Source organism: Saccharothrix coeruleofusca, from assembly GCF_017876325.1.
Lineage (GTDB): Bacteria > Actinomycetota > Actinomycetes > Mycobacteriales > Pseudonocardiaceae > Actinosynnema > Actinosynnema coeruleofuscum.
In genome coordinates, this window is record NZ_JAGINV010000001.1 from 4,403,929 (window position 1) to 4,430,000 (window position 26,072).

At 71.2% G+C, this 26,072-nt stretch carries 22 protein-coding genes and 2 rRNA genes (1 of these 24 running past the window's edge); 7 read left to right on the forward strand and 17 right to left on the reverse strand.

Translation table 11 applies throughout. The features are described from left to right. Positions 1 to 96: 96 nt before the first annotated feature. The gene (locus JOF41_RS19375) at positions 97 to 1,137 is read right to left on the reverse strand and encodes a carbohydrate kinase family protein (protein WP_189227468.1); all 1,041 of its coding nucleotides are present in this window, start codon (positions 1,135 to 1,137) and stop codon (positions 97 to 99) included. Between the two features lie 22 nt (positions 1,138 to 1,159). Continuing rightward, positions 1,160 to 1,840, reverse strand: coding sequence for an RNA polymerase sigma factor ShbA (gene shbA / locus JOF41_RS19380; RefSeq protein ID WP_189227469.1), 681 nt, complete (start codon positions 1,838 to 1,840; stop codon positions 1,160 to 1,162). 350 nt (positions 1,841 to 2,190) lie between these two features. On the opposite strand from shbA, the gene JOF41_RS19385 reads away from it, so the two are divergent. The 3 genes from JOF41_RS19385 (at position 2,191) to JOF41_RS19395 (ending at position 3,831) form a co-directional block, all read left to right on the forward strand. Then, positions 2,191 to 3,021, forward strand: coding sequence for an alpha/beta fold hydrolase (locus tag JOF41_RS19385; protein WP_209620991.1), 831 nt, complete (start codon positions 2,191 to 2,193; stop codon positions 3,019 to 3,021). Between the two features lie 61 nt (positions 3,022 to 3,082). Then, positions 3,083 to 3,268, forward strand: coding sequence for a helix-turn-helix domain-containing protein (locus tag JOF41_RS19390; protein WP_189227471.1), 186 nt, complete (start codon positions 3,083 to 3,085; stop codon positions 3,266 to 3,268). Positions 3,269 to 3,273: 5 nt separating this feature from the next. Continuing rightward, on the forward strand, positions 3,274 to 3,831 hold the full coding sequence (locus JOF41_RS19395) for a nucleotidyltransferase family protein (protein ID WP_209620993.1): 558 nt from the start codon (positions 3,274 to 3,276) through the stop codon (positions 3,829 to 3,831). A gap of 30 nt (positions 3,832 to 3,861) precedes the next feature. Here the strand turns inward: JOF41_RS19395 and JOF41_RS19400 are convergent, their stop codons facing one another. After that, entirely contained in the window at positions 3,862 to 5,037 is a 1,176-nt protein-coding gene (locus JOF41_RS19400; RefSeq protein ID WP_209620995.1) for an MFS transporter, read from the reverse strand. After that, positions 5,030 to 5,773 carry a DeoR/GlpR family DNA-binding transcription regulator gene (locus JOF41_RS19405; RefSeq protein ID WP_229796373.1) on the reverse strand — a complete coding sequence of 248 codons (744 nt, stop codon included), beginning with the start codon at positions 5,771 to 5,773 and terminating at the stop codon, positions 5,030 to 5,032. Before JOF41_RS19405 ends, JOF41_RS19400 begins: the two co-directional genes overlap by 8 nt. A gap of 126 nt (positions 5,774 to 5,899) precedes the next feature. Between JOF41_RS19405 and JOF41_RS19410 the strand changes: the two genes are divergently transcribed. After that, complete coding sequence (locus tag JOF41_RS19410) at positions 5,900 to 6,634, forward strand: SIS domain-containing protein (protein ID WP_189227475.1); 735 nt, start codon at positions 5,900 to 5,902, stop codon at positions 6,632 to 6,634. 53 nt (positions 6,635 to 6,687) lie between these two features. Continuing rightward, entirely contained in the window at positions 6,688 to 8,259 is a 1,572-nt protein-coding gene (locus JOF41_RS19415) for a penicillin-binding transpeptidase domain-containing protein (RefSeq protein WP_209621001.1), read from the forward strand. Positions 8,260 to 8,278: 19 nt separating this feature from the next. On the opposite strand, the gene JOF41_RS19420 is transcribed toward JOF41_RS19415, so the two are convergent. The 4 genes from JOF41_RS19420 to JOF41_RS19435 form a co-directional block, all read right to left on the reverse strand. Beyond that, complete coding sequence (locus JOF41_RS19420; RefSeq protein ID WP_209621004.1) at positions 8,279 to 10,180, reverse strand: ABC transporter ATP-binding protein; 1,902 nt, start codon at positions 10,178 to 10,180, stop codon at positions 8,279 to 8,281. A gap of 39 nt (positions 10,181 to 10,219) precedes the next feature. Then, positions 10,220 to 11,038: an enoyl-CoA hydratase/isomerase family protein gene (locus tag JOF41_RS19425; RefSeq protein WP_189227478.1), complete on the reverse strand. Its 819-nt coding sequence runs from the start codon at positions 11,036 to 11,038 to the stop codon at positions 10,220 to 10,222. A gap of 63 nt (positions 11,039 to 11,101) precedes the next feature. After that, positions 11,102 to 11,311 carry a helix-turn-helix domain-containing protein gene (locus JOF41_RS19430; protein WP_015103570.1) on the reverse strand — a complete coding sequence of 70 codons (210 nt, stop codon included), beginning with the start codon at positions 11,309 to 11,311 and terminating at the stop codon, positions 11,102 to 11,104. A gap of 165 nt (positions 11,312 to 11,476) precedes the next feature. Continuing rightward, entirely contained in the window at positions 11,477 to 13,105 is a 1,629-nt protein-coding gene (locus JOF41_RS19435; protein WP_189227479.1) for an ABC-F family ATP-binding cassette domain-containing protein, read from the reverse strand. A gap of 141 nt (positions 13,106 to 13,246) precedes the next feature. On the opposite strand from JOF41_RS19435, the gene JOF41_RS19440 reads away from it, so the two are divergent. Beyond that, the gene (locus JOF41_RS19440) at positions 13,247 to 14,008 is read left to right on the forward strand and encodes an SDR family oxidoreductase (RefSeq protein ID WP_189227480.1); all 762 of its coding nucleotides are present in this window, start codon (positions 13,247 to 13,249) and stop codon (positions 14,006 to 14,008) included. 85 nt (positions 14,009 to 14,093) lie between these two features. Here JOF41_RS19440 and JOF41_RS19445 read toward each other — a convergent pair whose 3' ends face one another. The 5 genes from JOF41_RS19445 to JOF41_RS19465 form a co-directional block, all read right to left on the reverse strand. Next, positions 14,094 to 14,522, reverse strand: a complete 429-nt coding sequence (locus JOF41_RS19445; protein WP_209621007.1) for a hypothetical protein — start codon at positions 14,520 to 14,522, stop codon at positions 14,094 to 14,096. Then, positions 14,515 to 15,033, reverse strand: a complete 519-nt coding sequence (locus tag JOF41_RS19450) for a SigE family RNA polymerase sigma factor (protein ID WP_209621009.1) — start codon at positions 15,031 to 15,033, stop codon at positions 14,515 to 14,517. The genes JOF41_RS19445 and JOF41_RS19450 overlap by 8 nt, the downstream gene beginning before the upstream one ends. Before the next feature lie 4 nt (positions 15,034 to 15,037). Continuing rightward, the gene (locus JOF41_RS19455) at positions 15,038 to 15,472 is read right to left on the reverse strand and encodes a hypothetical protein (protein WP_209621011.1); all 435 of its coding nucleotides are present in this window, start codon (positions 15,470 to 15,472) and stop codon (positions 15,038 to 15,040) included. 124 nt (positions 15,473 to 15,596) lie between these two features. Next, positions 15,597 to 16,262, reverse strand: coding sequence for an acVLRF1 family peptidyl-tRNA hydrolase (locus JOF41_RS19460; protein ID WP_209621013.1), 666 nt, complete (start codon positions 16,260 to 16,262; stop codon positions 15,597 to 15,599). Continuing rightward, positions 16,259 to 16,825, reverse strand: coding sequence for a hypothetical protein (locus JOF41_RS19465; protein ID WP_189227484.1), 567 nt, complete (start codon positions 16,823 to 16,825; stop codon positions 16,259 to 16,261). The genes JOF41_RS19460 and JOF41_RS19465 overlap by 4 nt, the downstream gene beginning before the upstream one ends. A gap of 308 nt (positions 16,826 to 17,133) precedes the next feature. Between JOF41_RS19465 and JOF41_RS19470 the strand changes: the two genes are divergently transcribed. Beyond that, positions 17,134 to 18,108 carry a helix-turn-helix domain-containing protein gene (locus JOF41_RS19470; protein WP_189227485.1) on the forward strand — a complete coding sequence of 325 codons (975 nt, stop codon included), beginning with the start codon at positions 17,134 to 17,136 and terminating at the stop codon, positions 18,106 to 18,108. 70 nt (positions 18,109 to 18,178) lie between these two features. Here JOF41_RS19470 and JOF41_RS19475 read toward each other — a convergent pair whose 3' ends face one another. The 4 genes from JOF41_RS19475 to JOF41_RS19490 all read right to left on the reverse strand — a co-directional run. Then, positions 18,179 to 20,983, reverse strand: coding sequence for a S8 family serine peptidase (locus tag JOF41_RS19475; RefSeq protein WP_189227486.1), 2,805 nt, complete (start codon positions 20,981 to 20,983; stop codon positions 18,179 to 18,181). Positions 20,984 to 21,126: 143 nt separating this feature from the next. Beyond that, a complete protein-coding gene (locus JOF41_RS19480) occupies positions 21,127 to 22,701 on the reverse strand; it encodes a deoxyguanosinetriphosphate triphosphohydrolase family protein (RefSeq protein WP_189227487.1) in 1,575 nt (524 codons plus the stop codon). 98 nt (positions 22,702 to 22,799) lie between these two features. Beyond that, a 5S ribosomal RNA gene (rrf, locus tag JOF41_RS19485) occupies positions 22,800 to 22,916 on the reverse strand. 110 nt (positions 22,917 to 23,026) lie between these two features. Continuing rightward, positions 23,027 to 26,072 (reverse strand): 23S ribosomal RNA (locus JOF41_RS19490); it runs 33 nt beyond the window's last position.

Consider the following 26,072-nt stretch of genomic DNA (forward strand, 5'->3'; position numbering starts at 1 on the left):
CGATCTTCGGCGACGGGTCCCGAAGTTACTCCTGCCCGGTTGAGCGCGACGTGAAACCCCCTCACCCGGATGGTCCAGCTCTCACTGCGATCCCGGTCACCTCGTGCGCAGCCGGATGGTGGCGCTGGCCCGGCGCACCTCCGCGTCCCCGTGGTCGGGCAGCAGGTCCTCCAGGAAGCCGTAGGCGCGCAGCTCCGGGTCGTCGGCGCTGCGCCTGCTGACCGTGCGCCACCAGGTGGCGATGTCGCCCCAGCCCGGCGCCGACAGCGACCCGCCGAAGTGCTGCACCGACAGCGCCGCGCACAGGTTGGCGAAGCGCACCCGCTGCTCCAGCGGCCACCCGGCCAGCGTGCCCACCACGAAGCCCGCGCCGAACACGTCCCCCGCGCCGGTGGAGTCCAGCGCCGCGACGTTGAGCCCCGGCACGTCCACCACCTCGCCGGTGGCCGAGTCCACCGCGACCGCGCCCCGTCCTCCCCTGGTGACCACCACCACCGGCACGTGCTCGGCCAGCGACGCGGCGGCCCGCTCCGCGGAGTCGCAGCGGGTGTAGCGGGTGGCCTCGACCTCGTTGGGCAGGAACACCTGGTAGCCGTCGAGCCTGCGCAGCAGCTCCGGGGCCCAGACCTCGGTGCGGTCCCAGCCGATGTCGGCGAACAGCAGCGCGCCGCCCTGCCTGGCGCTGCGCACCCACGCCTCTTCCTCCGGCCCTATGTGGACGAAGCACGCCCGCGTCCGCGGCGGCGGGTCGAGCAGCTCGTCCGCGGGCACCGGGGGCCGGTGGCCGTGGGTGACCATGCTGCGGTCGCGGTCCATCGCCATGGACACCGTCACCGGGGAGTGCCAGCCGTAGAACCGGCGGCAGTAGCTCAGGTCCACGCCCTCCTGCTCGGCGAGCACCTCCCAGCAGAAGTCGCCGTAGACGTCCTCGCCGAACGCCGCAGACAGCGCGGTGCGCAGGTTGAGCCTGCGCAAGGCCACGGCCAGGTTGGCGATGCCGCCGGGACAGGAGCCCAGCCCCTCCGCCCACACCTCCGTGCCAGGCGCGGGCGGTCGGGGCAGGCCGGTGAAGATGATGTCCAGGAACACCGTGCCGGACAGCAGCACGTCGAACTGGGGCTCGTCGGCGGTCGTCATCCCCACACGATGCCAGGCCCGTTCAGCCGTTCGCAGCGGCGAACATCTCCCGCATCCTGGCCAGCGCGCGGTGCTGCGCCACGCGCACCGCGCCGGGGGTGGAGCCGACCGCGGCGGCGGTCTCCTCCGCGGACAGGCCCACCGCGACCCGCAGGACCAGGATCTCCCGCTGCCGCTCGGGCAGCTTGCGCAGCAGCAGCGCCACGTGCTCGATCAGCTCGCCGTTCACCGCGCGCTGCTCCGGCCCGTCCTCCAGGGTCGGCGAGTCGGGCAGTTCGGGCACGACTTCCGCCCGACTGCGCACAGCTCGCCTCCGGGCGTCGGCCACCTTGTGCGCGGCGATGCCGTAGACGAAGGCGAGGAAGGAACCCGGCTCGTAGCGGTACTTGCCCAGCGCGGACACCACCGCCAGGCAGACCTCCTGGGCGATGTCCTCGGCGGAGACCAGGGTCCGCTCGCGGGTGCCGACCCTGGCCCGGCAGTAGCGCAGCACCAGCGGCTGGAGGCGGAACAGCAGCTGGTCGACCGCGCGCGACTGGCCCGCCAGCGCGTGGTCGACCAGGTCGGTGAGCTCGGCGTCGGCCAGCCACTGCGCGGTCAGCGCGCGCGACGGCCCCCCGGTGACCAGCCGGACCCGCGGACGGGGCGGTGCGACGCCGACCCCGACCGCGGTCCCCGCTCGCGCGACTGCGTGATGCCCCATCCGGCGACCTCCTCAACTCCCCCCGGCCCACCCGGCTACATGTAGGAGGACGAGGAGCCGCCCCTGATACCGGATTTGACCAAGCTGACCACGAACGCCATGGGAGCGGTCCCCACAGCACCCGAGTGGCCCCGCTGGATGAGCCGAACGGCCCAACGCCGGGAACGCTCGCGCCACCGTGGTGGCGCACCGGACACCCGGTGGCGCACGTGGTCGCCCGGTTCGGAGTAGCCCCGGTGGCCGCGGCACGGCGCCCTCCCGGCTCCTCGACACCCCGGCTTCGCGGCGGACATCACACCTGGGACCACAATGTGCCGCACATCCGATGTCCGGAGGGGGCTTCGAAGACAGTGATCGACCAGTTGAGCGTGAAGACGGAAGCGGGGGCGTTCGACGCCATCGCGGCGGGCCCCGAGGACGGCCGACCCGTGCTGCTGCTGCACGGCTTTCCGCAGGCGGCGGTGGAGTGGGAGTTCCAGGTCGCGGCACTGGGCAGGCACGGCTACCGGGCGGTGGCCCCCGACCAGCGCGGCTACTCCCCCGGCGTGCGGCCCGAGCAGGTCGCCGAGTACGGGATGGAATCGCTGGTCGGCGACGTGCTGGCGATCGCGGACGCGTTGGGCTGGTCGCGGTTCGACCTGGTCGGCCACGACTGGGGCGGCGCGGTGGCCTGGTGGACCGCGGCCGAGCACCCCGAGCGGCTGCGGTCGCTGACCGCCGTGTCCACGCCGCACCTCGGCGCGCTGGCCGAAGCGCTGCGCACCGACGAGGAGCAGCAGCGGCGGTCGGCCTACATGGCCGAGTGGCGCGACCGCGGCACCGAGAAGCGGATGCTCGCCGACGACGCCGCCGCGCTGCGGCGGATCTTCGACCGGCGGGTGCCCGCCAGCCGGGTGGACGAGTACATGCGCAGGCTGGCCGAGCCGGGCGCGCTGACCGCGGCGCTGAACTGGTACCGGGCGGGCGGCGTGGGCAACGGGCTCGGCAAGGTGTCGGTGCCCACGCTGTACGTGTGGAGCACCGAGGACGTCGCGTTCGGCTCCACCGCGGCGCTGTCCACCGGGGACTGGGTGACCGGCCCGTACCGGTTCGAGATGCTGGAGGACGTCTCCCACTGGGTGCCCGAGGAGGCGGCCGAGACGCTCACCTCGCTGCTGCTGGAGCACCTGTCGCAACGGTGATTTCCTCCTGATTTCGGCCCGGAGTTGAACCGACCCCCCGGCGTGGCACGTGTTCACCCACATGACGGAGTTGACGTACTCGGAGCGACGGGTCGCGACCCTCGCCGCGTGTGGCCACAGCAACCGTGCGATCGCGATGCGGCTGCACATCACCGTGAGCACCGTGGAGCAGCACTTGACGCGGGTGTACCGCAAGCTGGCGGTCGCCAGCCGGGCGGAGCTGAAGGGGCACAGCGCCCTAGTCTGACCCCCATGCGGGTGGCGGGGCTGTTGCTCGCCGCGGGTGCCGGACGCCGGTTCGGCGGGCCCAAGGCGCTGGTGTCGCACGGCGGTGCGCGGTGGGTCGAGTCGGCGGGCGGCGTGCTGCGCGCCGCCGGGTGCGACCCGGTGGTCGTGGTGCTGGGCGCCGAGGCGGCACGGGTCCGCGCGACAGCGGCCCTGGGTGACGCGGTGGTGGTGGACAACGCCGACTGGCCCACGGGCATGGGGTCGTCCCTGCGCGCGGGCCTGGCGGCGGCGGAAGACGTCGACGCGGTGGTGGTGCTGCCGGTGGACACGCCGGGCATCACCGCCGCGGCGGTGTCCCGACTCGCGGCACTGGCGGCTCCGGGTGCCCTGGCGCGCGCCTCCTACGAGGGCGTGCCGGGGCACCCGGTGCTGCTCGGTCGCGAGCACTGGCCCGGCGTCGCGCTGGCCGCGGTGGGCGACGCCGGCGCGCGCGACTACCTCGCCGAGCGCCGGGTCCTGCTGGTGCCCTGCGAGGACGTCGCCGACGGGCGCGACATCGACCACCCCGACGACCTGCCCTGACGACCTGCCCTGACCAGCCTGCGCGCGGCGTCAGCGGTTCGCGGGCGTCCCGCCCAGGGCTCGGGAGCCCAGCGCGACGCCCAGGCACAGCAGGGGCAGGACCGCCAGTGCCAGTGGCAGCGAGGTCGCGTGCGAGAGCAGGCCGATCAGGGGCGGGCCGAGCAGGAAGCCCGCCCAGCCCGCGGTGGCCACGCCCGCGATCGCCTGCGCGGCGTGGGCCCGTGACCGCGCGGCGGCGGCGCTGAAGACCACCGGCACCACGCACGCGATGCCCAGGCCGAAGGCCCCGAACCCGATCAGCGCCGGCCAGAACCCGCCGACCAGCAGCGCCACGGCCAGGCCCACCGCGCCCACCGCCGCCAGCACGCCCACCACGCGCGCCGGACCGAAGCGGGTCACCCACCGGTCGCCCATCGCCCGGCCCGCGAACATCATCACCGCGAACACCGCGTACCCCGTGCCCGCGCTCCCCGCCGACACCCCGACGGTCTCGCGCAGGTACAGCGCCGCCCAGTCGCCCACCGCGCCCTCGCACAGCAGACCGGCGAACACCACCACGGCCAGCACCAGCACCCCTCGGTCGCGCCAGGGCAGGCCCAGCCGGTGCTCGTCCACGGCGTGGTCGTCGCCCAGCATGGCGCGGGTCAGCGGCCAGACCAGCACGGCCAGCAGCGCGGTGAACCCGGCCATCTGCGCGGCCAGTCCCACGCCGACCGAGATCAGCAGCACCCCCAGGCCGACGCCGATGAACCCGCCGAAGCTCCACCAGGCGTGGAAGCCGGACAGGATCGGCCTGCCGTACCCCCGTTCGACCGCGATGCCCTGGGAGTTCATCGCCACGTCCAGCGCGCCCTGCAGGCCGCCCCACAGCGCCAGCGCCGCGAACAGCGCCGAGGGCGAGCCCGCCAGCCCCAGCGCGGGCGAGGCCAGGCCGTAGCCCAGCACCGTCACCAGCACCACCCGCCTGCTGCCCCACCGCGCCACGAGCCCGCCCACCAGCAGCATCGCCACCACCGAGCCGACCGGGGCGCCCAGCAGCGCCACGCCCAGCGTGCCGTCGTTGAGGCCCAGCCGCTCCTTGACCGCCGGGATGTGCGGTGTCCACGCCGCGAACACGGCGGCGTGCAGGGCGAACACCACCGCCGTGGCGAACCTGGCACGCCGTGCGGGCGCCCGCACGGCGGAATCGGACGCGGCGTCAGACAAGGCGCACCTCCACTCCCGCGTCGCGCAGCCGCGCGACCTCCTCCTCGGGAGCGGCCTCGTCGGTGACCACCACGTCGACCCGCTCGACCGGCCCGACCCGGCTGAACGCGGTGCGGCCGAACTTGGTGCTGTCGATGGCCACCACCACCCTGGCCGAGGCGTCCACGGCGGCGCTCTTGACCGCGCCCTCGCCGAGGTCGTGCGCGGACAGGCCGGTGCGCGCGCTGAACCCGCAGGCGCCGAGCACCGCCGTGTCGAACCGCATCACGTCGAAGGCGTGCTCGGTCAGCGGCCCGACGAAGGCCAGCTCCCCCGGCCGCACGTCGCCGCCGGGCAGCACCATGCGCACCTGGTTCGCGGTCCGCAGCGCGTCGGCCACGTGCAGGGACAGCGGCAGCACGGTCAGCCGCCGGTCGACCAGCCGCCGGGCCACCTCCAGCACGGTGCTGCCGCCGTCGAGCACCACCGTCTCGCCGTCGTCGAGCAGCCCGGCCACGGCCGCGCCGATCCGCCGCTTGACCTCCAGCCGCTGCTTGGCGCGCGCGGCGAACGGCGTCTCCTCGCCGGTGAGGGTGCTGACCGCCGCGCCGCGCACCCGCCGCAGCAGGCCCTCCCGCTCCAGCACGTCCAGGTCGCGCCGCACGGTCATCTCCGAGCAGCCGACGATCTCGGCGAGGGTGCCGACGGCGACCCGTTCTCCCTGGCGGAGGCGTTGCAGGATCACCTCGTGCCGCATAGAAACATCCACGCTGTTCATTCGAACATCTAACGTGTTCGAGGTCAACCGTTGTAGCGGTACATGCCCCGATCGGGTAGGACTGGCCTGCACCATCAGCGGTGTAGACCATTGGAGGATGACCGCATGACGACCGACCCCGGCTCCGACTACGGCGACGTCGTGCGCAACCACCTGACCAGGGTGGAGCAGCAGAACGCGGTCGCCATCGACGACGTGGCGGAGCTGGTGCTGGCCAGCGTGCGCGCCGACGGCACCGTGCTGACCGCCGGGGCGGGGCACTCGCTGGCCGCGGTCGCCGAGACCTTCTACCGCGCGGGCGGCCTGGCCTGCGTGCGCCCGATCTACCACCCCGAACTGCTGCCCATGCACGGCGCGGTGAGCAGCACCGCCGCCGAGCGCCGCACCGGCCTGGCCGCCGAGGTGCTGCGCGAAGCCGGTCTGGCACCGCACGACGTGCTGTTCGTCTTCTCCACCTCGGGGGTCAACCCCTACCCGGTGGAGCTGGCGGCGCACGCCGCCGACGCGGGCTGCCCGGTGGTCGCGGTCACCTCGCTCGCGGCCAGCGCCGCGGCCCCGCGCCGGGCGGGCACCACCCTGGCGGAGAATGCCACCGTGGTGCTGGACAACCTGGTCCCACCCGGCGACGCCACCTACCCGGCGGACGCCCCGGTCACCGCGGCGGTGTCCACGCTGGCCACCACGTTCCTGTGGAACCTGCTGATGGTGCGCCTGCTGGACAAGGCCGCCGAGGCGGGCGTGGCGCTGCCGCTGTGGCGCAGCGCGAACGTCGAGGGCGGCGACGTGGCGAACGCGGCCCTGCTGCGCAAGTACCAGACGCGCATCCCCCAGCTCGGATAATCCGCACGAATTCCCCTGCCTCATGGCTAGCCTGCGACAGGAGGGGGGATCTGATGCGGGAGAAGACGAAGCGGTGGGTGCTGGCCTGCGGCGCGCTGGCCACGGTGTCGATCGTCGGGGCGGGGGTGGCGCTGGTCTGGCCGGACAGCGGCGCCACCGCCCCGACCAGGTCCGCGGTCAAGCCGCCGGGGTCGGTCGCGAGCGAGTTCGTCTCGGCGATCGCCACCGGCGACGCGGCCGGGGCCGCCGGGCTGACCGACGCGGCGCAAGCCGCCGCCGAGGCGATCACCAGGACCAGGGCGGGCATGGCGCAGTCGCGGTTCCACGCGCGGCTGGGCCAGGTGCCACCGATCGCCGACGGCGCGAACGAGGTGGCGCTGGACGCGGACGTGACGTGGACGCTGCCCGGCGGCGCACCCCTGGAGTACCGGACCAAGGTGGTGCTGCGCCTGGCCGGGGAGCAGTGGAAGGTGCGCTGGACGCCCGCCGTGCTGCACCCGGCGCTGGGCGAGGGCCAGTCCCTGGCCTACACCAGCACCCCCGGCGACGGCGCGCTGCTGGACCGCGACGGCAACCCCGTGCCGCCCGGCTTCGCCCCGGTGGTCATGAACTCGGTCACCACCGCGGCGGGTGACCTGACCGGCACGCCCGGCTGGCGGGTCGCCGCGGTCGACGCGGCGGGCACGCCGGTGACCGTGCTGCAGGAGCAGAAGGCCCAGGTGGGCCGGACGGTGACGGTGACGCTGGACCCGGCCAAGCAGCGAGCCGCCCAAGCGGCCGTAGACCAGGTGGGCGAGCAGGCGGTGGTCGTGGCCCTGCAGCCGTCCACCGGCGAGGTCCTGGCCGTGGCGCAGAACGCCGCCGCCAGCGGCCAGGGACCGATCGCGCTGACCAACTACTTCGAACCCGGTTCCACGTTCAAGGTGGTGACCGCCGCGGCGGCGATCAGCGGCGGGACCGCCAACGCCGACACCCCCGTGGACTGCCCCGGCAAGGCCACCATCGGGACCCGGCAGATCACCAACGAGGACCAGTTCGCCCTGGGCACCGTGCCGCTGCACCGCGCGTTCGCCGCCTCGTGCAACACCAGCTTCAGCAAGCTCGCGGCGGACCTGCCCGCCGACGCGCTGCCCCGCGCGGCGGCCATGTTCGGCCTCACGGCGGACTACCGGATCGCGGGTATCACCACCAACACCGGCAAGGTGCCGCCCGCCGAGTCGATCCCCGAACGGGTGGAGAACGGGATCGGCCAGGGCGTGGTGCAGACCACGCCGTTCGGCATGGCGCTGCTCGCCGCCACCGTCGCCAAGGGCTCCACCCCGGTCCCCCGGCTGATCCGCGAGATCGAGACCACCGGCGGCGCCACCAGCGCGCTGCCCGGCGGCGTGGCCACCGCGCTGCGCTCGATGATGGGCGAGGTCGTCACCAGCGGCACCGCCCGGCAACTGGCCCGCTTCGGCGGCGTGCGCGGCAAGACCGGCACCGCGCAGTTCGGCGACGGCTCCGGTGCCCACGGCTGGTTCGTCGGCTACCAGGGCGACCTGGCCTTCGCCGTGCTGGTGGTCGACGGCGGCTCGTCCAAGGCCGCCGTGGCGGTGACGGCGAACTTCCTGAGCGGGTTCTAGGAAGTTCCCCCGTGCGCGGTCACCCGGCGGGCGCGGGTTCCGCCGCTGCCGGGTGGTCCGCGCGGGCCGGGGCTTCGTCGAACTGGGTGCGGTGCAGGTCGGCGTAGCGGCCCCCGGCGGCGATCAGGTCGGCGTGGGTGCCGCGCTCCACGATGCGGCCGTCCTCGACCACGAGGATCTGGTCGGCGGCGCGGATCGTGGACAGCCGGTGCGCGATCACCAGCGCGGTCCGGCCGCGCAGCGCCTCGGTGAGAGCGGCCTGCACCGCGGCCTCCGACTCGGAGTCCAGGTGCGCGGTCGCCTCGTCGAGGATGACCACGCGCGGGCGGGCCAGCAGCAGGCGGGCGATGGTCAGCCGCTGCCGCTCACCGCCGGACAGCCGGTAGCCCCGCTCCCCCACCACGGTGTCCAGCCCGTCGGGCAGCGACTCGACCAGCGGCTGGAGCCGGGCGCGGCGCAGCGCGTCCCACAGCTCCTCGTCGGTGGCGTCGGGGCGGGGGTAGGTCAGGTTGGCGCGGATCGTGTCGTGGAACAGGTGCCCGTCCTGCGTCACCACGCCGACGGCCTCGCGCAGCGAGTCGAAGGCCAGCTCGCGGACGTCCACACCAGACAGCCGGATCGCCCCCGAGTCCACGTCGTACAGGCGCGGCACGAGCGAGGCGATGGTGGACTTGCCCGCGCCGGACGACCCGACCAGCGCCACCAGCTGCCCCCGCTCGGCGCGGAAGGAGATGCCGTGCAGCACCTCCTCACCACCGCGGCTGTCCAAGGTGGACACCGACTCCAAGGAGGCGAGGGAGACCTTGTCCGCCGCGGGGTAGGCGAACCGGACGTCGTCGAACTCCACCGACACCGGCCCGTCCGGCACCCGCCGGGGCTGCTCGACCTCGGCGATCATCGGCTTGAGGTCGAGCACCTCGAAGACCCGCTCGAACGACACCAGCGCCGTCATCACGTCCACGCGGGCGTTGGCCAGCGCGGTCAGCGGCGCGTACAACCGGGTCAGCAGCAGCGCCAACGACACCACGGTGCCCGCCGCCAGGTGGCCGGTCAGCGCCAGGTAGCCGCCCAACCCGTACACCAGCGCCTGCGCCAGCGCCGACACCAGCGTCAGGCCGGTCATGAACCACCGGGTCGCCATGGCGGTGCGCACCCCGATGTCGCGCACCCGCGCGGCCCGCGCGCCGAACTCGGCGGCTTCGGCCCCCGGCCGCCCGAACAGCTTCACCAGCGTCGCGCCGGGCGCGGAGAACCGCTCGGTCATCTGCGTGATCATCCCGGCGTTGAGCGCGGAAGCCTCGCGCTGCAGGTCGGCCATCCGGTTGCCCATCCGGCGCGCGGGCAGCACGAACACCGGCAGCAGCACCAGCGCCAGCGCGGTGACCTGCCACGACAAGGTGAACATGACGGCCAGCGACAGACCCAGCTGGATCACGTTGGTCACCACGCCCGACAGGGTCGAGGTGAACGCCCGCTGCGCGCCGATCACGTCGTTGTTCAGCCTGCTCACCAGCGCGCCGGTGCGGGTGCGGGTGAAGAACGCGACCGGCATCCGCTGCACGTGCTCGAACACCGCGCGCCGCAGGTCGTAGATCAACCCCTCGCCGATGCGCGCGGACTGCCACCGCTCCACCAGGCCGAGCCCGGCGTCCAGCAGGGCGATGCCCGCGATGGCCACCGCCAGCCACACCACCACCGCGACGTCGCGACCGCCGACGACGGCGTCGACCACGCGGCCCGCGAGCACCGGCGTGCTGACCGCCAGCACCGCCGACACGACGGTCAGCAGCAGGAACACCACCAGCTTGGCCCGGTGCGGCCGGGCGAACCCGAGCACCCGCCGGAACGTGCCGCGGCGCACGCCCCTCGGCGCGTCCGAGGCCGCCATCGCACTGCGCATCAAACGCCAGGAACCGTCCACGCCAGGTGGCAACACCGGTGCGCGCGCGGACGTTCCCGACTACGCCGAAGGTGAACCGGCCTGCTCGGCCAGCTCGGCCAGCCTGCGCAGCTGGGCGGTGCGCTCGGCGCGCAGCTGCTCCTGCTCCGAGGCCCCGTCCGCGGCCGAGGCCAGCAGCGCCAGCGTTTCCCGGACCGCGCCGGGGGCGTGCCGCAGCACCGCGGTCGCCAGCTCGTCGACCGCGGCGTCCAAGCCGTCCCCCGGCACGACGGAGTTGACCAGGCCGATGCGCAGCGCCTCGTCCGCGCCCACGCGCCGCCCGGTCAGGCAGATCTCGGCCGCGCGGGCGTACCCGACCAGGCGCACCAGGGGCAGCGTGCCGCCCAGGTCGGGGACCAGGCCCAGGGACGTCTCGGCCATGCAGAACCGCACGTCGTCCGCCGCCACGCGGAAGTCGCACGCCAAGGCGAGCTGGAAGCCCGCCCCGATGGCGTGCCCGCGCACGGCGGCGATGGTGACCCGCCGAGGGTCGCGCAGCCAGCGGAAGCCCTCCTGGAACTCCGCGATCAGCGCGGCCCCGCGCTCGGGCCCCAGCCGGGTGATCTCCGGCAGCCCCGGTTCCCCCTCCACCGGAGCGCCGGTGAACATCCGCCGGTCGAGGCCGGCGGAGAAGGCCCGACCGGAACCCCGGACGACCACGAGGCGGACGTCCGGGTCCAGCTGTGCGCCGATCGCCCGCAGCGCCGCCCAGGTCGAGGGCGTCTGCGCGTTGAGCACATCGGGACGATCCAACGTGATCGTCGCGCGCGGCCCGTCCACGACGAGCCGCACGCCACCGCGCTCCAGCAGGTCGGCGTCGAGGGTGGTCGGTGCCGACATGCGCGAACCTCCGGTGTCGTGCCGACGCCGCTTCCCACGACGCCCGTGTTACCGGAGGGTAGCTTACTTCTTCTTCGTGCGGGTGGCGCCACCGCGACCGCGCAGCTGCACACCGGACTCGCTGAGCACCCGGTGCACGAACCCGTAGGAGCGTCCGGTGGACTCGGCCAAAGCCCGGATGCTCGCGCCCTTCTCGTACTTCTTCTTGAGGTCAGCGGCCAGCTTGTCCCGCGTGGCACCCGTGATCCGGGCGCCCTTCTTCAGGTCAGCCACCTTGTCCCGCCTTCCGCAGACAGCAGGTCGGGCCGTGAAAGCCCCTGTCGTCGCAATGATCGAACACGCGGGGCAAGAACGCCAGGCGATCATGCGGAAAAGATCGGCCGGTGGTCGGGTGACCACGCACCGCGACCAGGGGTGACTCAGCGGAAGTGGCCGTGCTCAAGCCAATTGGACCAGTTCCAGGTACTCCTGCGACCAGTGGTCCTCGGTGCCGTCGGGCAGCAGGATCACCCGCTCGGGCTCCAGCGCCTCGACCGCGCCGGGGTCGTGGGTGACCAGCACGACCGCGCCCTCGTAGCGGCGCAGCGCGTCGAGCACCTGCTCGCGGCTGGCCGGGTCCAGGTTGTTGGTCGGCTCGTCCAGCAGCAGCACGTTCGCCGCGCTGGAGACCAGGCCCGCCAGCGCCAGCCGGGTCTTCTCACCACCGGAGAGCGTGCCCGCGGGCTGGTCCAGCTGCTCACCGCTGAACAGGAACGTGCCCAGCAGCGAGCGCAGCTGCTGCTCCGGCACGTCCGGCGCGGCGTGGCGGATGTTCTCCCACACCGTGGCGGCGTGGTCGAGCGTCTCGTGCTCCTGCGCGAAGTAGCCGAGCTTGAGGCCGTGCCCCGCGACCACCGACCCGCTGTCGGGGGTCTCCATCGAGCCGATCAGCCGCAGCAGCGTGGTCTTGCCCGCGCCGTTAAGGCCCAGGATCACCACCCGCGAGCCGCGGTCGATGGCCAGGTCGACGCCGGTGAAGACCTCCAGCGAACCGTAGGACTTGCTCAGCCCCTCGGCGGTCAACGGCGTCTTCCCGCACGGTGCGGGCTGCGGGAAGCGGATCTTTGCGACCTTGTCGGCCTGCCTGGTCTCCTCCAGGCCGGAGAGCAGCTTCTCCGCGCGGCGGGCCATGTTCTGCGCGGCGACCGCCTTGGTGGCCTTGGCGCGCATCTTGTCGGCCTGCGCCAGCAGGGCGCCCGCCTTCTTCTCGGCGTTGGCCCGCTCGCGGCGGCGGCGCTTCTCGTCGGCGGCACGGGCTTCGAGGTACTTCTTCCAGCCCATGTTGTAGACGTCGACCTCGCCGCGGGTGGCGTCGAGGAACCACACCTTGTTGACCACGTCGTCGAGCAGCTCCACGTCGTGGCTGATGACGACCAGGCCGCCGTCGTGGGACTTGAGGAACCCGCGCAGCCAGGCGATCGAGTCCGCGTCGAGGTGGTTGGTCGGCTCGTCGATCAGCAGGATCGTGCTGGACTTGGCACCGACCCCCGCCTCGGAGGCGGCGAACAGGATGCGCGCCAGCTCCACCCGCCTGCGCTGGCCGCCGGACAGCGTGCGCAGCGGCTGGGCCAGCACCCGGTCGGGCAGACCCAGGTTGGAGCAGATCCGCGCGGCCTCGCTCTCCGCGGCGTACCCGCCCAGCGCGGCGAACCGCTCCTCCAGCCTGCCGTACTTGCGCACCGCGTCCTGCAGTTCGACGTCGTCGACCAGCTCGGCCATGGTGGACTGCGCCTTCTCCATGTCGCGCAGCAGCTGGTCCAGCCCGCGCGCGGAGAGCACCCGGTCCTTGGCGATGACCGACAGGTCCCCCTCGCGCGGGTCCTGCGGCAGGTAGCCCAGCTCACCGCTGCGGCGCACCTCACCCGCGTACGGCTGGCCCTCACCCGCCAGCACGCGCAGCGAGGTGGTCTTGCCCGCACCGTTGCGGCCCACCAGGCCGATGCGGTCGCCGGGCTGCACGCGCAGGGTCGCGCCGGACAGCAGGATGCGCGAACCGGCGCGCAACTCCAGATCGGTTGCGGTGATCAAGGCAACTCCGGGGGTAGTGGGGTCGTGCGGGGTCGACGGCGCCGCGCGCCGGACCTACTCGATCAAGACCACCACACGACCAGTCTACGGCCTGGCCGCCACCGGATTACCGGGCTGTGGCCACCGGCATAGATTGCCGCCATGACTTCGCAGGACTTCGCGGGCAGGACGGCACTGGTCACCGGCGCCAGCCGGGGCATCGGCCTGGGCATCGCGCGGGAACTGCTGGCCCGTGGCGCGTCGGTGACCATCACCGCCCGCAAGCCCGACCAGCTGGCCGCCGCCGCCGAATCCCTGGGCGCGCCGGACCGGGTGCTGGCGGTGGCGGGCAACGCGGGCAGCGCCGAGGACCGCCACGAGGCGGTGTCCCGGACCGTGGAGCGGTTCGGCGGCCTCGACGTGCTGGTGAACAACACCGGCATCAACCCGGTGTTCGGCTCGCTGATGGAGGCGGACCTCGACGCGGTGCGCAAGATCTTCGACGTCAACGTCGTCGCGGCGCTGGGGTTCGTGCAGCTGGCGTGGAAGGCGTGGATGGAGCGGCACGGCGGCGCGGTGGTCAACATCGCCTCCGTGGGCGGGCTGCGGTCGACCGGGGTGATCGGGGCGTACGGGGCCAGCAAGGCGGCGCTGATCCGGCTGACGGCGGAGCTGGCCTGGCAGCTCGGGCCGAAGGTGCGGGTGAACGCGGTGGCGCCCGCCGTGGTGAGGACGAAGTTCGCCGAGGCCCTGTACACCGGCCGCGAGGAGGAGGCGGCCAGCGCCTACCCGATGAAGCGGCTGGGCACACCGGAGGACGTGGCCCACCTGGTGGCGTTCCTGGCTTCGGAGCAGGCGTCGTGGATCACCGGCGAGACGGTGCTGGTCGACGGCGGCAGCCTGGCCACCGGCACCGCCGGATGAGACCCGGTCGGGCGGTGCGCCCCGCCGCGCCCTCACCGAGGACGCACCGGTGGGCGCACCGCCCGCCACCCGATCACCGCGCCGGTCAGCTCGTGGACGTGACCACCGGTCCGTCCCCCGCGCTGGTGGGGATGGAGTTCAGCGGGGTGGTCGAGGGGATGCTCCCCGGACTCGGCTGGATGGTGGTCGTGGGGGAGCCGGAGAACGGGGTTCCGGGACTGGTCTGCACGCTGGTCTCCGGAGCGGGAGTGACCTGGGGTGCGGTGGTGGTCACCTCGGCCCCCGAGGGGCCCGCCGGGCCGACCGGCTCGGAGCGCTGGCCGTTGAAGGCCAGGGTCAGGGCGACGGCTCCGACCAGGGCGGCGGTGCCCAGGCCGCTGCCGACCACGGTGGCGGTGCGGCGACGCGCTTTGACCTGCCTGCCCCGGTGGACCACGTCGAGCGCGCCGAAGGTGCGCGGCACCGGCTGGATGCCCAGTTCCTCGAAGGTCTTCCTCAGCTCGTCCTCAAGCATTGCGCGTCACCTCCTGCCACAGGGTCGCGAACTCCGCGCCGAGTCGTTGTCGCAGCACCTTCAGGCCGCGGCTGGTCTGGCTCTTCACCGTTCCGGTCGAGCAGCCCAGCGCCTGGGCCGTCTCCTCCACCCCCAGGTCGTGCCAGAACCGCAGCACCAGCACCGCGCGCTGGCGGGCGGGCACCCCCGACAGCGCCTGCCACAGCACGAGCTTGTCCTCGCTCAGGGCATCCGCCGCCGCGGGCACCTCCGGCAGCTCGCCGGTCAGGCGTTCCCGGCGCCAGCGCATCCGGCGCCGCTCGGCCAGGAACGTGCGCACGACGATCTGCCGCACGTACGCGTCCAGCCCTTCCCTGCGGACCAGCTTCGGCCCCGCCAGGTACAGCTTCAGGTACGCGGCCTGCACCACGTCTTCGGCCTCGTGCCAGTTCCCGCACAACAAGTACGCGGTGAAGCGCATCGAGTCGGCGGACCGGTCGAAGTAGCGGGTGAACTCCGCGTCCCAGTTCACGCCGTCAGCGCCTCGTGGGGGCAGGCGTCGTCGCGACCGGCATCGTCGCAGGCGGCATCGTCGCGATCGGCGTCGGCTGGATGCTCGTCGGACGCGGCGAGGTCTCGATCGGCACCGGCTGGACGACCGTGGGACGCGGCGAGGTCTCGATCGACGTCGTCGCAGGTGGCGTCGTCGCAGGTGGCGTCGTCGCAGGTGGCGTCGTCGCAGGTGGCGTCGTCGCAGGTGGCGTCGTCGCAGGTGGCGTCGTCGCAGGTGGCGTCGTCGCAGGTGGCGTCGTCGCAGGTGGCGTCGTCGCAGGTGGTGTCGTCGCGATCGGCTCCACCGTCGTGGGCACCGGCCGCGTCTCGCCTCCCTGGCCGCTGGCCAGCGCGGGCACCGCCACCGCCAGCCCGCCGATCACTACGGCACCCGCCGCCAGCACGAGTCGTTTGCGCACATCAGCTCCTCGGTTCTGCGCGCCACCGCTCTCCGGTGACGCCCTCACCCGTATCCATGCGGTGGGGGTCGCCGGGGGTTGTCACGAATTTCGGACTTCTCCAGCAGCCGCTCCAACGGCCTGCTCAGCCGCGCACGACGACCTCGACCGCGCGGGCCCGCCGGGCCGCCTCGTCCAGCACCGCGCGCCGGGGTTCGGCCACGTCCAGCACGCGCGGGGAGGCCAGCGCGAAGACCTCGGCCAGTCGCCGGTCGGCGCGCAGCGCGTCCAGCGCCTGCCGGTCCCCGCCGAGCATCACCGCGTCCAACTCGCGCACGCGCGGGGCCAGCACGCGCGCCGCGTCGTCGGCCGCTGCCCGCAGGGCCACCCGCGCCTGCCCTTCGCGACGGCGGGCGAAGCGCTGCTGCGACCACCCGCCCGCCTTGTTGCGCCCGTGCACCTGGCGGCTGTCGGTGGCCGAGACCACGACTTCGCCGTCCACCGCGACGCCCACGCTGTGCCCGCCCAGCCGGACCAGCAGCAGACCGATCCGGCGCGACGCGCTCGCGTTGTCGACCAGCGGTTCGACGACCAGGCCCTCGTGCTCGCCCACCGGCGAGAACCCGCCGAAGGCGGCCGACACCGAAGCCGTGGCGCCGTCGGCGGCGGTCACCACGATGCGGTGAGCCGTGACAGAGGTGGAAACCGCACCGGAATGGCGGTCACTGAACCGGGCGAACCAGCCCGCCAGGCGTTCCGGTTCCACCTCGACCGCGCGACCACCGCCCGCCACCGGGCGGACCCGGCTCATCCCGGCGCGACCGCGATCCAGATCGGCAGCGGGTGACCGCTCTCCACCGGCGCCAGGCGTTGCACGTGCCCGAAGCCCGCGGCCGCGAGCTCGTCGGCGATCTGCTCCGGGGAGAGCACGCGGTGCCGGGTCAACACCGTGTTCGCCACCTCCCAGGTGCTCTCGCCGCGCACCAGTTGGACGACTTCCAGCGCGTAGGACTCGCCGTCCGGCGCCCAGTCCCACAGCTGCACGGTCACCTGCCGGTCCTTGCCGCGCCCGGTCACCCTCGGCGGCGGCGCGGTGGGCCGCAGGCTGCGCAGCTTGTCCAGCTCGGGCACCGCGGCCACGAGCAGCCCGCCCGGCCGCAGGATGTCCCTGGCCAGCCGCAACGCCTGGGACAGCGCGTTCTCGTGGGCCAGCCGGGGCAGCAGGTCGTCACCCGCCCGCACCACGTCCACCCGCGTGCCCACGTGGCGCACCGCGTCGAGCAGGTCGACCACCTCGTAGCGGCCCGCGCCGAGCACGGCGACCGCCACTGCCACGAGCGGGTCCTCCGGGGCGAGGTCCTGGGCGGTGGTCACCGGGCACACAGTAGGGCCAACCGATCACCGCGCCAACGGCCGGGGTGTGCGCCTCACCGCCCGCCATCACACCGTCGGACGAGTCCCCGGCGCGGTGTGGTAAGCGTCGCCCACGAGCCGGGTGCGCGATGTTACCGACGGGTTCACAATGGGTGAAACAACTGTGATCACCACTTGACAGACGAGTGCCGCGCCAGTGAACTCGTAGCCCGTATGGCCCAATGATTGACTCCACCCGGAAGGCACCACCGCACTGCGTTGGCGGGTAGGGTCACTGGGGCGTGATCTCATGACAGCGGGGAGTCACAATGACCAACGCTGCCGGTCGACCCAACCTGTCCGTCGACGACCTCGACTCGACGGGCCACGGCAGTCTTGCGCAGCTCCTGACCACGGGGCCCTTCCCCGAGGCGCTGAGAGCCGCCATCAAAGCGAGCAGGTTGAGCCTGGACCGCATCCAGCACCGGCTGGCGCTGCGCGGGGTCACGATCAGCGTCGCCACCCTCAGCTACTGGCAGTCCGGCCGCCGACGCCCGGAGCGGCCGGAGTCGCTGGAGGCGCTGCGCCACCTGGAGACGGTGCTCGGCGTGCCGCAGGCGGGCCTGTCCGCCCTGCTGGGCCCACCGCGCCCGCGCGGCAGGCGGTCCCGGCCCACCACGATGATGCCGATCGACGCGCTGTGGGCGCGGCGCGAGCGGGTCGCCAACCTGCTGACCAAGGTCGACACCTCCTCCGACGTCAAGCTGGGCCGGATCAGCCAGCACGACCGCATCGAGATCGCCGCCGACGGCGGCCAGCGCTCCGCCTGGGTGCGCCAGATCCTGCGCGCGGAGCAGGACGGCCCGGACCGGTGGGCGCTGGTCTACGAGACCGAGTCCGACGTGCTGCCGCAGGTGACGAACCTGCGCAACTGCCACCTCGGCCGGGTCGCCGAGGACACCGACGCCAACATCATGGTCGCCGAGATGATGTTCGACCGGCCGCTGGCCAGGGGCGAGACCATCATCATGGAGTACGAGCTGCAGTTCGCCGAGGGCCACTACCCGGCGGGCAACAACACCTTCGCCCGCAAGTTCCGGCTGCCGGTGCGCGAGTACGTGATCGAGGTCCGCTTCGACCCGTCGTACCTGCCCTCGCGCTGCCAGCAGTTCAGCGTGCCCGCCGGTGACGACACCCCGTCGCGGCGGCGCAACCTCGCGCTGGACAGCTCCGGCGGCGTGCACGCGGTCGCGCTCGGCTTCGGCCCCGGCGTGTTCGGCATCCGCTGGGAGTGGCCGAAGTAAGAACCCCGCGACAACGCGCAGCGGCCCCCGGGGGAATCCCCTCGGGGGCCGCTGCGGTCTCAGGACAGGATCACACGTAGCCGGCGGCGTGCAGCGTCACCGAGCGCACCGAACCGCGGTCGGACGCCGCGACGTCGACCACCTTGAACGTCCACGTGCCGTCGGCGGGCTCCGCCAGCAGCGCGCTGAGCGGGGTGGCGGGCTTCCAGCTGCCCGTGAACGGAGCCAGGTTGCTGGTCACCGACGAGAACGCGGCGGTGGCGGTGTCGGTGAAGACCACCTGGCACAGGTTGCCGCCGGTGCCGCCGGAGCGCTGGAACAGCGTCGCCGTGGCGCCCGAGGGCGAGGTCAGCGTGCCGACCAGGTCACCGACGAAGGTGTGGTCGATGCCGACGGTGGTGGCCCCGTCGGCGGTGGTGCAGGTCGCGCCGTCGACGGACAGCGACAGCTGCGACGCCCGGCCGATCCCGCTGACCGGGAGCTGCACCGACACGCCGGTGGGGTCGTTGTCCGGGATGGCCACGACCGGGCCCGCGTAAGCGAAGTGCTTGACCTCCCGCGACGGCTCGCCCACCGTCAGCTGGAACGACGTCGCCGTCGGCGAGGTCGCGCCCGCGTAGCTGACCCTGGCCTCCAGCTTCACCGACGTGCCGATCGCCTGCGCGGCGGGCACGGTCACCTTGAACGTGTTGACCACGCTCTGACCGACCTCGATGTTGCCGTAGTAGCGCGAGCGCGGCGCGATCGTCACACCCGCGGTGGGCGAGGTGAGCACGACGCTGGTCGACGCGGCCATGCCGTCACCGCTGTTGAGCACCGGCAGGGTGATCGTCGAGGTGGTGCCCGGCTTGAGGTAGGCGCTGCCGTCGGCGTCGTTGCGCACGCTCGGCGCCTGCGCCTTGGCCAGCGGCTGCGGGCTGGCACCGGTGTAGGCCAGCGCCAGGTCGGCGCGCACCACGCCCGCGCCGGTCCGGTTGTCCGCGCCCGCCTCGGCGATGTCGATCGCCGTGGCGGTCAGCGCCTGCTTGACCTCGGTGGTGGACAGGCCGGGGTTGCCCGACAGGATCAGCCCGGCGATCGCCGCGGCGTTCGGCGCGGCCGCCGAGGTGCCGAAGAACGGGTTGAAGCCGGACACGCTGGTCTGCACGCCGTCGGCGGCGGTGATGTCCGGCTTCTGCCGAACCTCCTCGCGCGGCGTGCCGTCGGGCGCGAAGAACACCCGGCGCGGACCGTCGGAGGTGAACCGCTCGGGCTTCTGCGCGCCGTCGAAGGCGTTGGGGAACGGACCGCGCGGGTTGGCCGGGTCGCCCGCCTCCAGGTCGAACGGCAGCGGCGTGGCCGCAGGCGCGGCCGCGACGCTGATCGCGCCGTTGGCCGCGGAGTGGCCGCGGGTGACCCCTGGCGTGGCGAAGCCCTTCAGGCCGTCGGAGGAGTCCTTGAACCGGCCGCCGAGGGCCGACAGCGCCAGGTACTTGTCCTCACCGCGGAACTTCACCACGGCAAGGCGCAGGCCCGAGCCGCTGGCCGGGGTGTTGATCCGCTCGTACGGGTCCTGCGTGCCGTCCTGGACGTTCTGGCTGGACGTCACGACGTTGCCCGACGAGTTGACCAGGTACAGGTCGTAGTCGTTGAACGACCGGGTCAGCGGGTCGGACCAGAACAGCGTCACCGGGACGTTGGTGGAAGCCGCCGACAGCGGGTTGAACACCTGCTTGGCGTTGGGGTCGGGGTTGAAGTCGTGGGCGGTGCCCGCGAACTTGCCGACGCCCACGCCGGAGTCGACGAACTGGCCCTCCCAGTGGCCGGAGGTGCCGTCGGCGACGTTGCCCTCGTTGCCCGCCGAGGAGAAGAACAGCGCCCCGTCGGCCGCGACCGCGTCCACCGCCTGCGCGATGACACCGTCCTGGAACGGCGACTCGTTGAAGTAGAGCACGTCGTCCACGATCACGTCGCAGCCCAGCCGGAAGCGCAGGGCCTTGATGTTGTCGGCGAAGCTGGCGTCGCCGTTGAAGGCGGTGGCGAAGCCCAGGCTGGCGTTGGGCGCGATGTCGTGCAGGATCTCCAGCATCGCGGTGCCCTCGTCGCCGCTGCCCTCCTGGCCGGGCACGACGTCGACGGCGGGCAGCTCGCCGGAAGCCTGCGACAGCTCCAGCGAGTCGACGCCGTCGGACAGCGCGCACAGCTTCACGCCGGTTCCGGTGACGTGGAACTGGTCGCGCGCGGTGTCCGCGGCGTGGGCGCGGTCGCCCTCGCCGGTCTTCGCGGCCTGCACCGAGGCGATCGCCCGCTGGGTGCGGGCCTCGATGTCCTTGGCCTTGGCCTCCTTGGTGGCTTCCTCGGCCTCGGACTCCTTGGCCTTGGCGTTGCGGTCGGCCTGGTGGAACGTCTTGGCCTCCACGGCGGTCTCGACGCGGCGCACGTCGCCGCGCTCGGCCAGCGGGCCGACGGCGGCGAGCGGGAGCTGGGCGCGGACGGTGCGCCCCTCCGCGGAGACCGACCGGATGCCGCCGCCCGCCCCGCGGACGGCGTTGACCAGGTCGTCGGTGACCTTGTGCGCGCGGATGTCCACCAGCACGGTGTCTCCGCTTTGGACCTCCACCCCGGTCTGGAGGGAGGGAAGCTTGTTCCGGGTGCTCACGTCGGCGCGTCGTCGCTGCTCGACGATCAGAGCGCTGTCCACTTTGGTCTCGGCGGCGGAGAGGGACTTCTTGATGTCCTGCAACGCGGCGATCTGGGCCGCGGTCTTGTCCTCGACGCCCTTCGTGGCCCTGGTCGGGTCCGCGGTGGCGGGCGTGGTCGTGGCGAAGAGCGTCAGTGCCGCGGTTCCCGCGGCGATCAGCGCGTTTCTTCGAATACGGCGGTTCGGTGAGCGCACAGGCGTCTCCCCCACTTCAAGCGTGCCCCCGACGCACGCGGCCAACGATCGGATGTCTCCGATCGAGCGTCAACTTATTGCGCATGGACAAGTACCGTCTGCATCCGTTCGGCCTACTTCGCGAACGACCTTCACGATCACATTCACAGAACGAAGGCGTCCGTCCACAGTTGACCGGTTCGTCCCGACAGCGCCTCCAGCAGCGCCGCGGCCTGGTTGTCGGTCAGCGAGGCGATGAAGTCGACCACCGCGCGCCCCCGCGCCAGCGCCCGCACCGCGTCCGGCCCCGACGGCACGTCACCGGTGGCCCCCACCAGCGCGGACGGCTCCGTGCGGGCCAGCTCGGCGTACTCGTCACCCGCCAGCTCCACCAGGTCGTGCAACCTGCGCGGCAACCGGTTCGCCTCGTGCCGGTCGGTCACCCACTGCTCCAGCGCCTCGACCAGCGCGGTGAGCAGCCGGGCCTGCCCGCGCTGGTGCAGCGCCAGGTCGGGGCGCAGCAGGACGAACCTCCGGTGCACGAACTTGAGCACCTGGACCTCGTGCCACTGCCGCGGCGCGAGCACGACGTGACCGGAGCGCGTGGAGGGCTCCTCGATCACGCCGACCGCGTCGACCAGCCTGCGGGTCCAGCGCGAGGAGAACCCGGCGACCGCCTGCTCGGCCTCCACCGAGCCGTCGAACGGCACCGCCAGCAAGCCGTCGACCAGCTCGGCCCGCACCTTGGCCACCGCCGCGGCGAACGCCTCGTCGTCCACCGCCCAGGAGTCCTTGGCGTGCAGCCTGCGGCGCAGCATCTCCAACGACCGACCGGGGCGGCGCTCCTGAGCGCGCAGATCGGCGGCGTCCAGGGACGCCAGCTCCAGCGCCTGGTCGAGCCAGGTGCCCAGCTCGGCGGAGACCGTGGCGTGCTGGAGCACACCCACGCGGTGGAAGTCCTCCAAGTCGTGGATGGCGTAGGCGATGTCGTCGGCGGTGTCCATCACCGACGCTTCCACAGTCTGCTGCCAGGGTTCGAGCCTGCCCGCGAAGAACTCGCGGGCACCGAGCACGTCCGGCAGTTCGGTCACGTAGGCGGAGAACTTGCTCGACCCGGTCCCAGGGGCGTCCGGCGGCTCGGCAGCGCCTCGCGGCGGTGCGGCGAGGTCCCTCGGGTGCGGAGTGGGAAAGGCCAGCCGCGTCCACGGGTACTTCAACGTGGCCGCGCGGACCGCGACGGTCAGGTCCAGGCCCAGCGCCGCGGGGCCGCGCACGTCCGTCGTGGTGATGATGCGGAACGACTGGGCGTTGCCCTCGAACCCGTCGGAGAGCCCGAACCGGTGCCGCGCGAGCCGGTCCAGCACCTGCTCACCGAGGTGACCGAACGGCGGGTGCCCCAGGTCGTGCGCCAAGGCGGCGGCTTCCACGACGTCCGGGTCGCAGCCGCCGAGCTTGTCCAGCACGCTGACCAGCTCCGGGCGGGCCGACAGCCGCTCGGCGATGGCGCGAGCCGCCTGCGCGACCTTGAGGCTGTGGGTGAGGCGGTTGTGCACCAGCAGGCCCGAGCCGGTGGAGCTGACGACCTGGGTCACGCCCGCGAGACGGGCGAAGAAGGGCGAACTCGCGACCCGATCGCGGTCAACGCGGAACGGGCTGGTGGCCAGGTCGGCCGGGACGGGAGTGGTGCTGTGGCCACCGGACCTGCGCTGCGCTCGGGGATCGACCTGCTCGTCGTGCATGAGCAAACGCTAGTCGTTGCGCGACCCCGAAGCAGCTCAGGAACGCGAAAAGCCCTGTGGGGCACCCGGAAAAACCGGGTGCCCCACAGGGAAAGAATGTTCGGCGGCGTCCTACTCTCCCACACCCTCACGAGTGCAGTACCATCGGCGCTGGAAGGCTTAACTACCGGGTTCGGAATGGGACCGGGTGTTCCCCCTCCGCCATGACCACCGAAACACTATGAAGATAACCAACCTCACGGCACCCGATCGCCCCGGCCCATGCCGGTCGACCAGGTGGTCGGTTCGGTTCCTTCAGAACCGCACAGTGGATGCGTAGCGTCTTCGTGACAAGTCCTCGGCCTATTAGTACCGGTCAACTCCAGCCGTTACCGACCTTCCATCTCCGGCCTATCAACCCAATCGTCTCTTGGGGGCCTTAACCCACAAAGGGTGGGATACCTCATCTAGGAACGAGCTTCCCGCTTAGATGCTTTCAGCGGTTATCCCTTCCGAACGTAGCCAACCAGCAATGCCCCTGGCGGGACAACTGGCACACCAGAGGTCCGTCCGTCCCGGTCCTCTCGTACTAGGGACAGCCTTCCGCAAGTATCCTACGCGCGCGGCGGATAGGGACCGAACTGTCTCACGACGTTCTAAACCCAGCTCGCGTACCGCTTTAATGGGCGAACAGCCCAACCCTTGGGACCTACTCCAGCCCCAGGATGCGACGAGCCGACATCGAGGTGCCAAACCATGCCGTCGATATGGACTCTTGGGCAAGATCAGCCTGTTATCCCCGGGGTACCTTTTATCCGTTGAGCGACCACGCTTCCACAAGCCATGGCCGGATCACTAGTTCCGACTTTCGTCCCTGCTCGACCCGTCGGTCTCACAGTCAAGCCCCCTTGTGCACTTGCACTCGACACCTGATTGCCAACCAGGCTGAGGGAACCTTTGAGCGCCTCCGTTACCCTTTGGGAGGCAACCGCCCCAGTTAAACTACCCACCAGGCACTGTCCCTGATCCGGATCACGGACCGAGGTTAGACATCCAGTACGACCAGAGTGGTATTTCAACGACGACTCCACAACCACTGGCGTGGCCGCTTCACAGTCTCCCACCTATCCTACACAAGCCGAACCGAACACCAATACCAAGCTATAGTAAAGGTCCCGGGGTCTTTCCGTCCTGCCGCGCGTAACGAGCATCTTTACTCGTAATGCAATTTCGCCGGGCCTGTGGTTGAGACAGTCGAGAAGTCGTTACGCCATTCGTGCAGGTCGGAACTTACCCGACAAGGAATTTCGCTACCTTAGGATGGTTATAGTTACCACCGCCGTTTACTGGCGCTTAAGTTCTCAGCTTCGCCCCGAAGAGCTAACCGGTCCCCTTAACGTTCCAGCACCGGGCAGGCGTCAGTCCGTATACATCGTCTTGCGACTTCGCACGGACCTGTGTTTTTAGTAAACAGTCGCTTCTCGCTGGTCTCTGCGGCCGAAAAATCCTAGCCCGCAAGGGGCTTCAAATCCCTCGGCCCCCCTTCTCCCGAAGTTACGGGGGCATTTTGCCGAGTTCCTTAACCACAGTTCGCCCGATCGCCTCGGTATTCTCTACCTGACCACCTGTGTCGGTTTGGGGTACGGGCCGCATGAACACTCACTAGAGGCTTTTCTCGGCAGCATGGGATCACCCTACTTCGCCTCAATCGGCTATGCATCACGTCTCAGGATACGTGAGCTGCGGATTTGCCTACAGCTCTCCCTACACGCTTACACCAGTACTACCACTCACTGGCGGAGCTACCCTCCTGCGTCACCCCATCGCTTGACTACTACAAGTTCGGTTCCCGCGCTCCACACGGAACCCCACCCGAAGGTGAGAAACCGGCTTTGGGCGGTTAGCATCACAAGCCTCGCCATGGGCGCGTTCACACGGGTACGGGAATATCAACCCGTTGTCCATCGACTACGCCTGTCGGCCTCGCCTTAGGTCCCGACTTACCCTGGGCGGATTAGCCTGGCCCAGGAACCCTTGGTCATCCGGCGGCAGAGTTTCTCACTCTGCTTTCGCTACTCATGCCTGCATTCTCACTCGCGTGGCTTCCACGGCTGGATCACTCCGCCGCTTCAACAGCCACACGACGCTCCCCTACCCATCCCGACATAATCGGAATGACACGGCTTCGGCGGTGTGCTTAAGCCCCGCTACATTGTCGGCGCAGGACCACTTGACCAGTGAGCTATTACGCACTCTTTAAAGGATGGCTGCTTCTAAGCCAACCTCCTGGTTGTCTGGGCGACCCCACATCCTTTCCCACTTAGCACACACTTAGGGGCCTTAGCCGGCGTTCTGGGCTGTTTCCCTCTCGACTACGAAGCTTATCCCCCGCAGTCTCACTGCCGCGCTCTCACGTACCGGCATTCGGAGTTTGGTTGATTTCGGTAAGCTTGTGGGCCCCCTAGACCATCCAGTGCTCTACCTCCGGCACGAAACACACGACGCTGCACCTAAATGCATTTCGGGGAGAACCAGCTATCACGGAGTTTGATTGGCCTTTCACCCCTAACCACAGCTCATCCCCCAGGTTTTCAACCCTGGTGGGTTCGGGCCTCCACGCAGTCTTACCCACGCTTCACCCTGGCCATGGCTAGATCACCCCGCTTCGGGTCTAGACCACGCGACTCAACCGCCCTATTCGGACTCGCTTTCGCTACGGCTACCCCACACGGGTTAACCTCGCCACGCAGCACTAACTCGCAGGCTCATTCTTCAAAAGGCACGCCGTCACCCCGAAAGGCTCCGACGGATTGTAGGCACACGGTTTCAGGTACTATTTCACTCCCCTCCCGGGGTACTTTTCACCTTTCCCTCACGGTACTAGTCCGCTATCGGTCACCAGGAAGTATTTAGGCTTAGCGGGTGGTCCCGCCAGATTCACAGCAAATTCCACGAGCTCGCTGCTACTTGGGAACACCACAAGGAGACACCGGGTTTTCACGTACGGGACTCTCACCCTCTACGGCCGCGCTTTCCAGACACGTTCCGCTAACCACAGTGTTTTCTCACTCCTTGCCAGTCCGGCAGAACTGACCAGTAGGTCCCACGACCCCGTAAACGCAACCCCTGCCGGGTATCACACGAATACGGTTTAGCCTCATCCGCTTTCGCTCGCCACTACTCACGGAATCACGGTTGTTTTCTCTTCCTGCGGGTACTGAGATGTTTCACTTCCCCGCGTTCCCTCCACATACCCTATGTGTTCAGGTATGGGTGACCCCACATGACTGGGGCCGGGTTTCCCCATTCGGAAATCCTTGGATCTCAGCTCGGTTGACAGCTCCCCAAGGCTTATCGCAGTCTCCTACGTCCTTCATCGGCTCCTGGTGCCA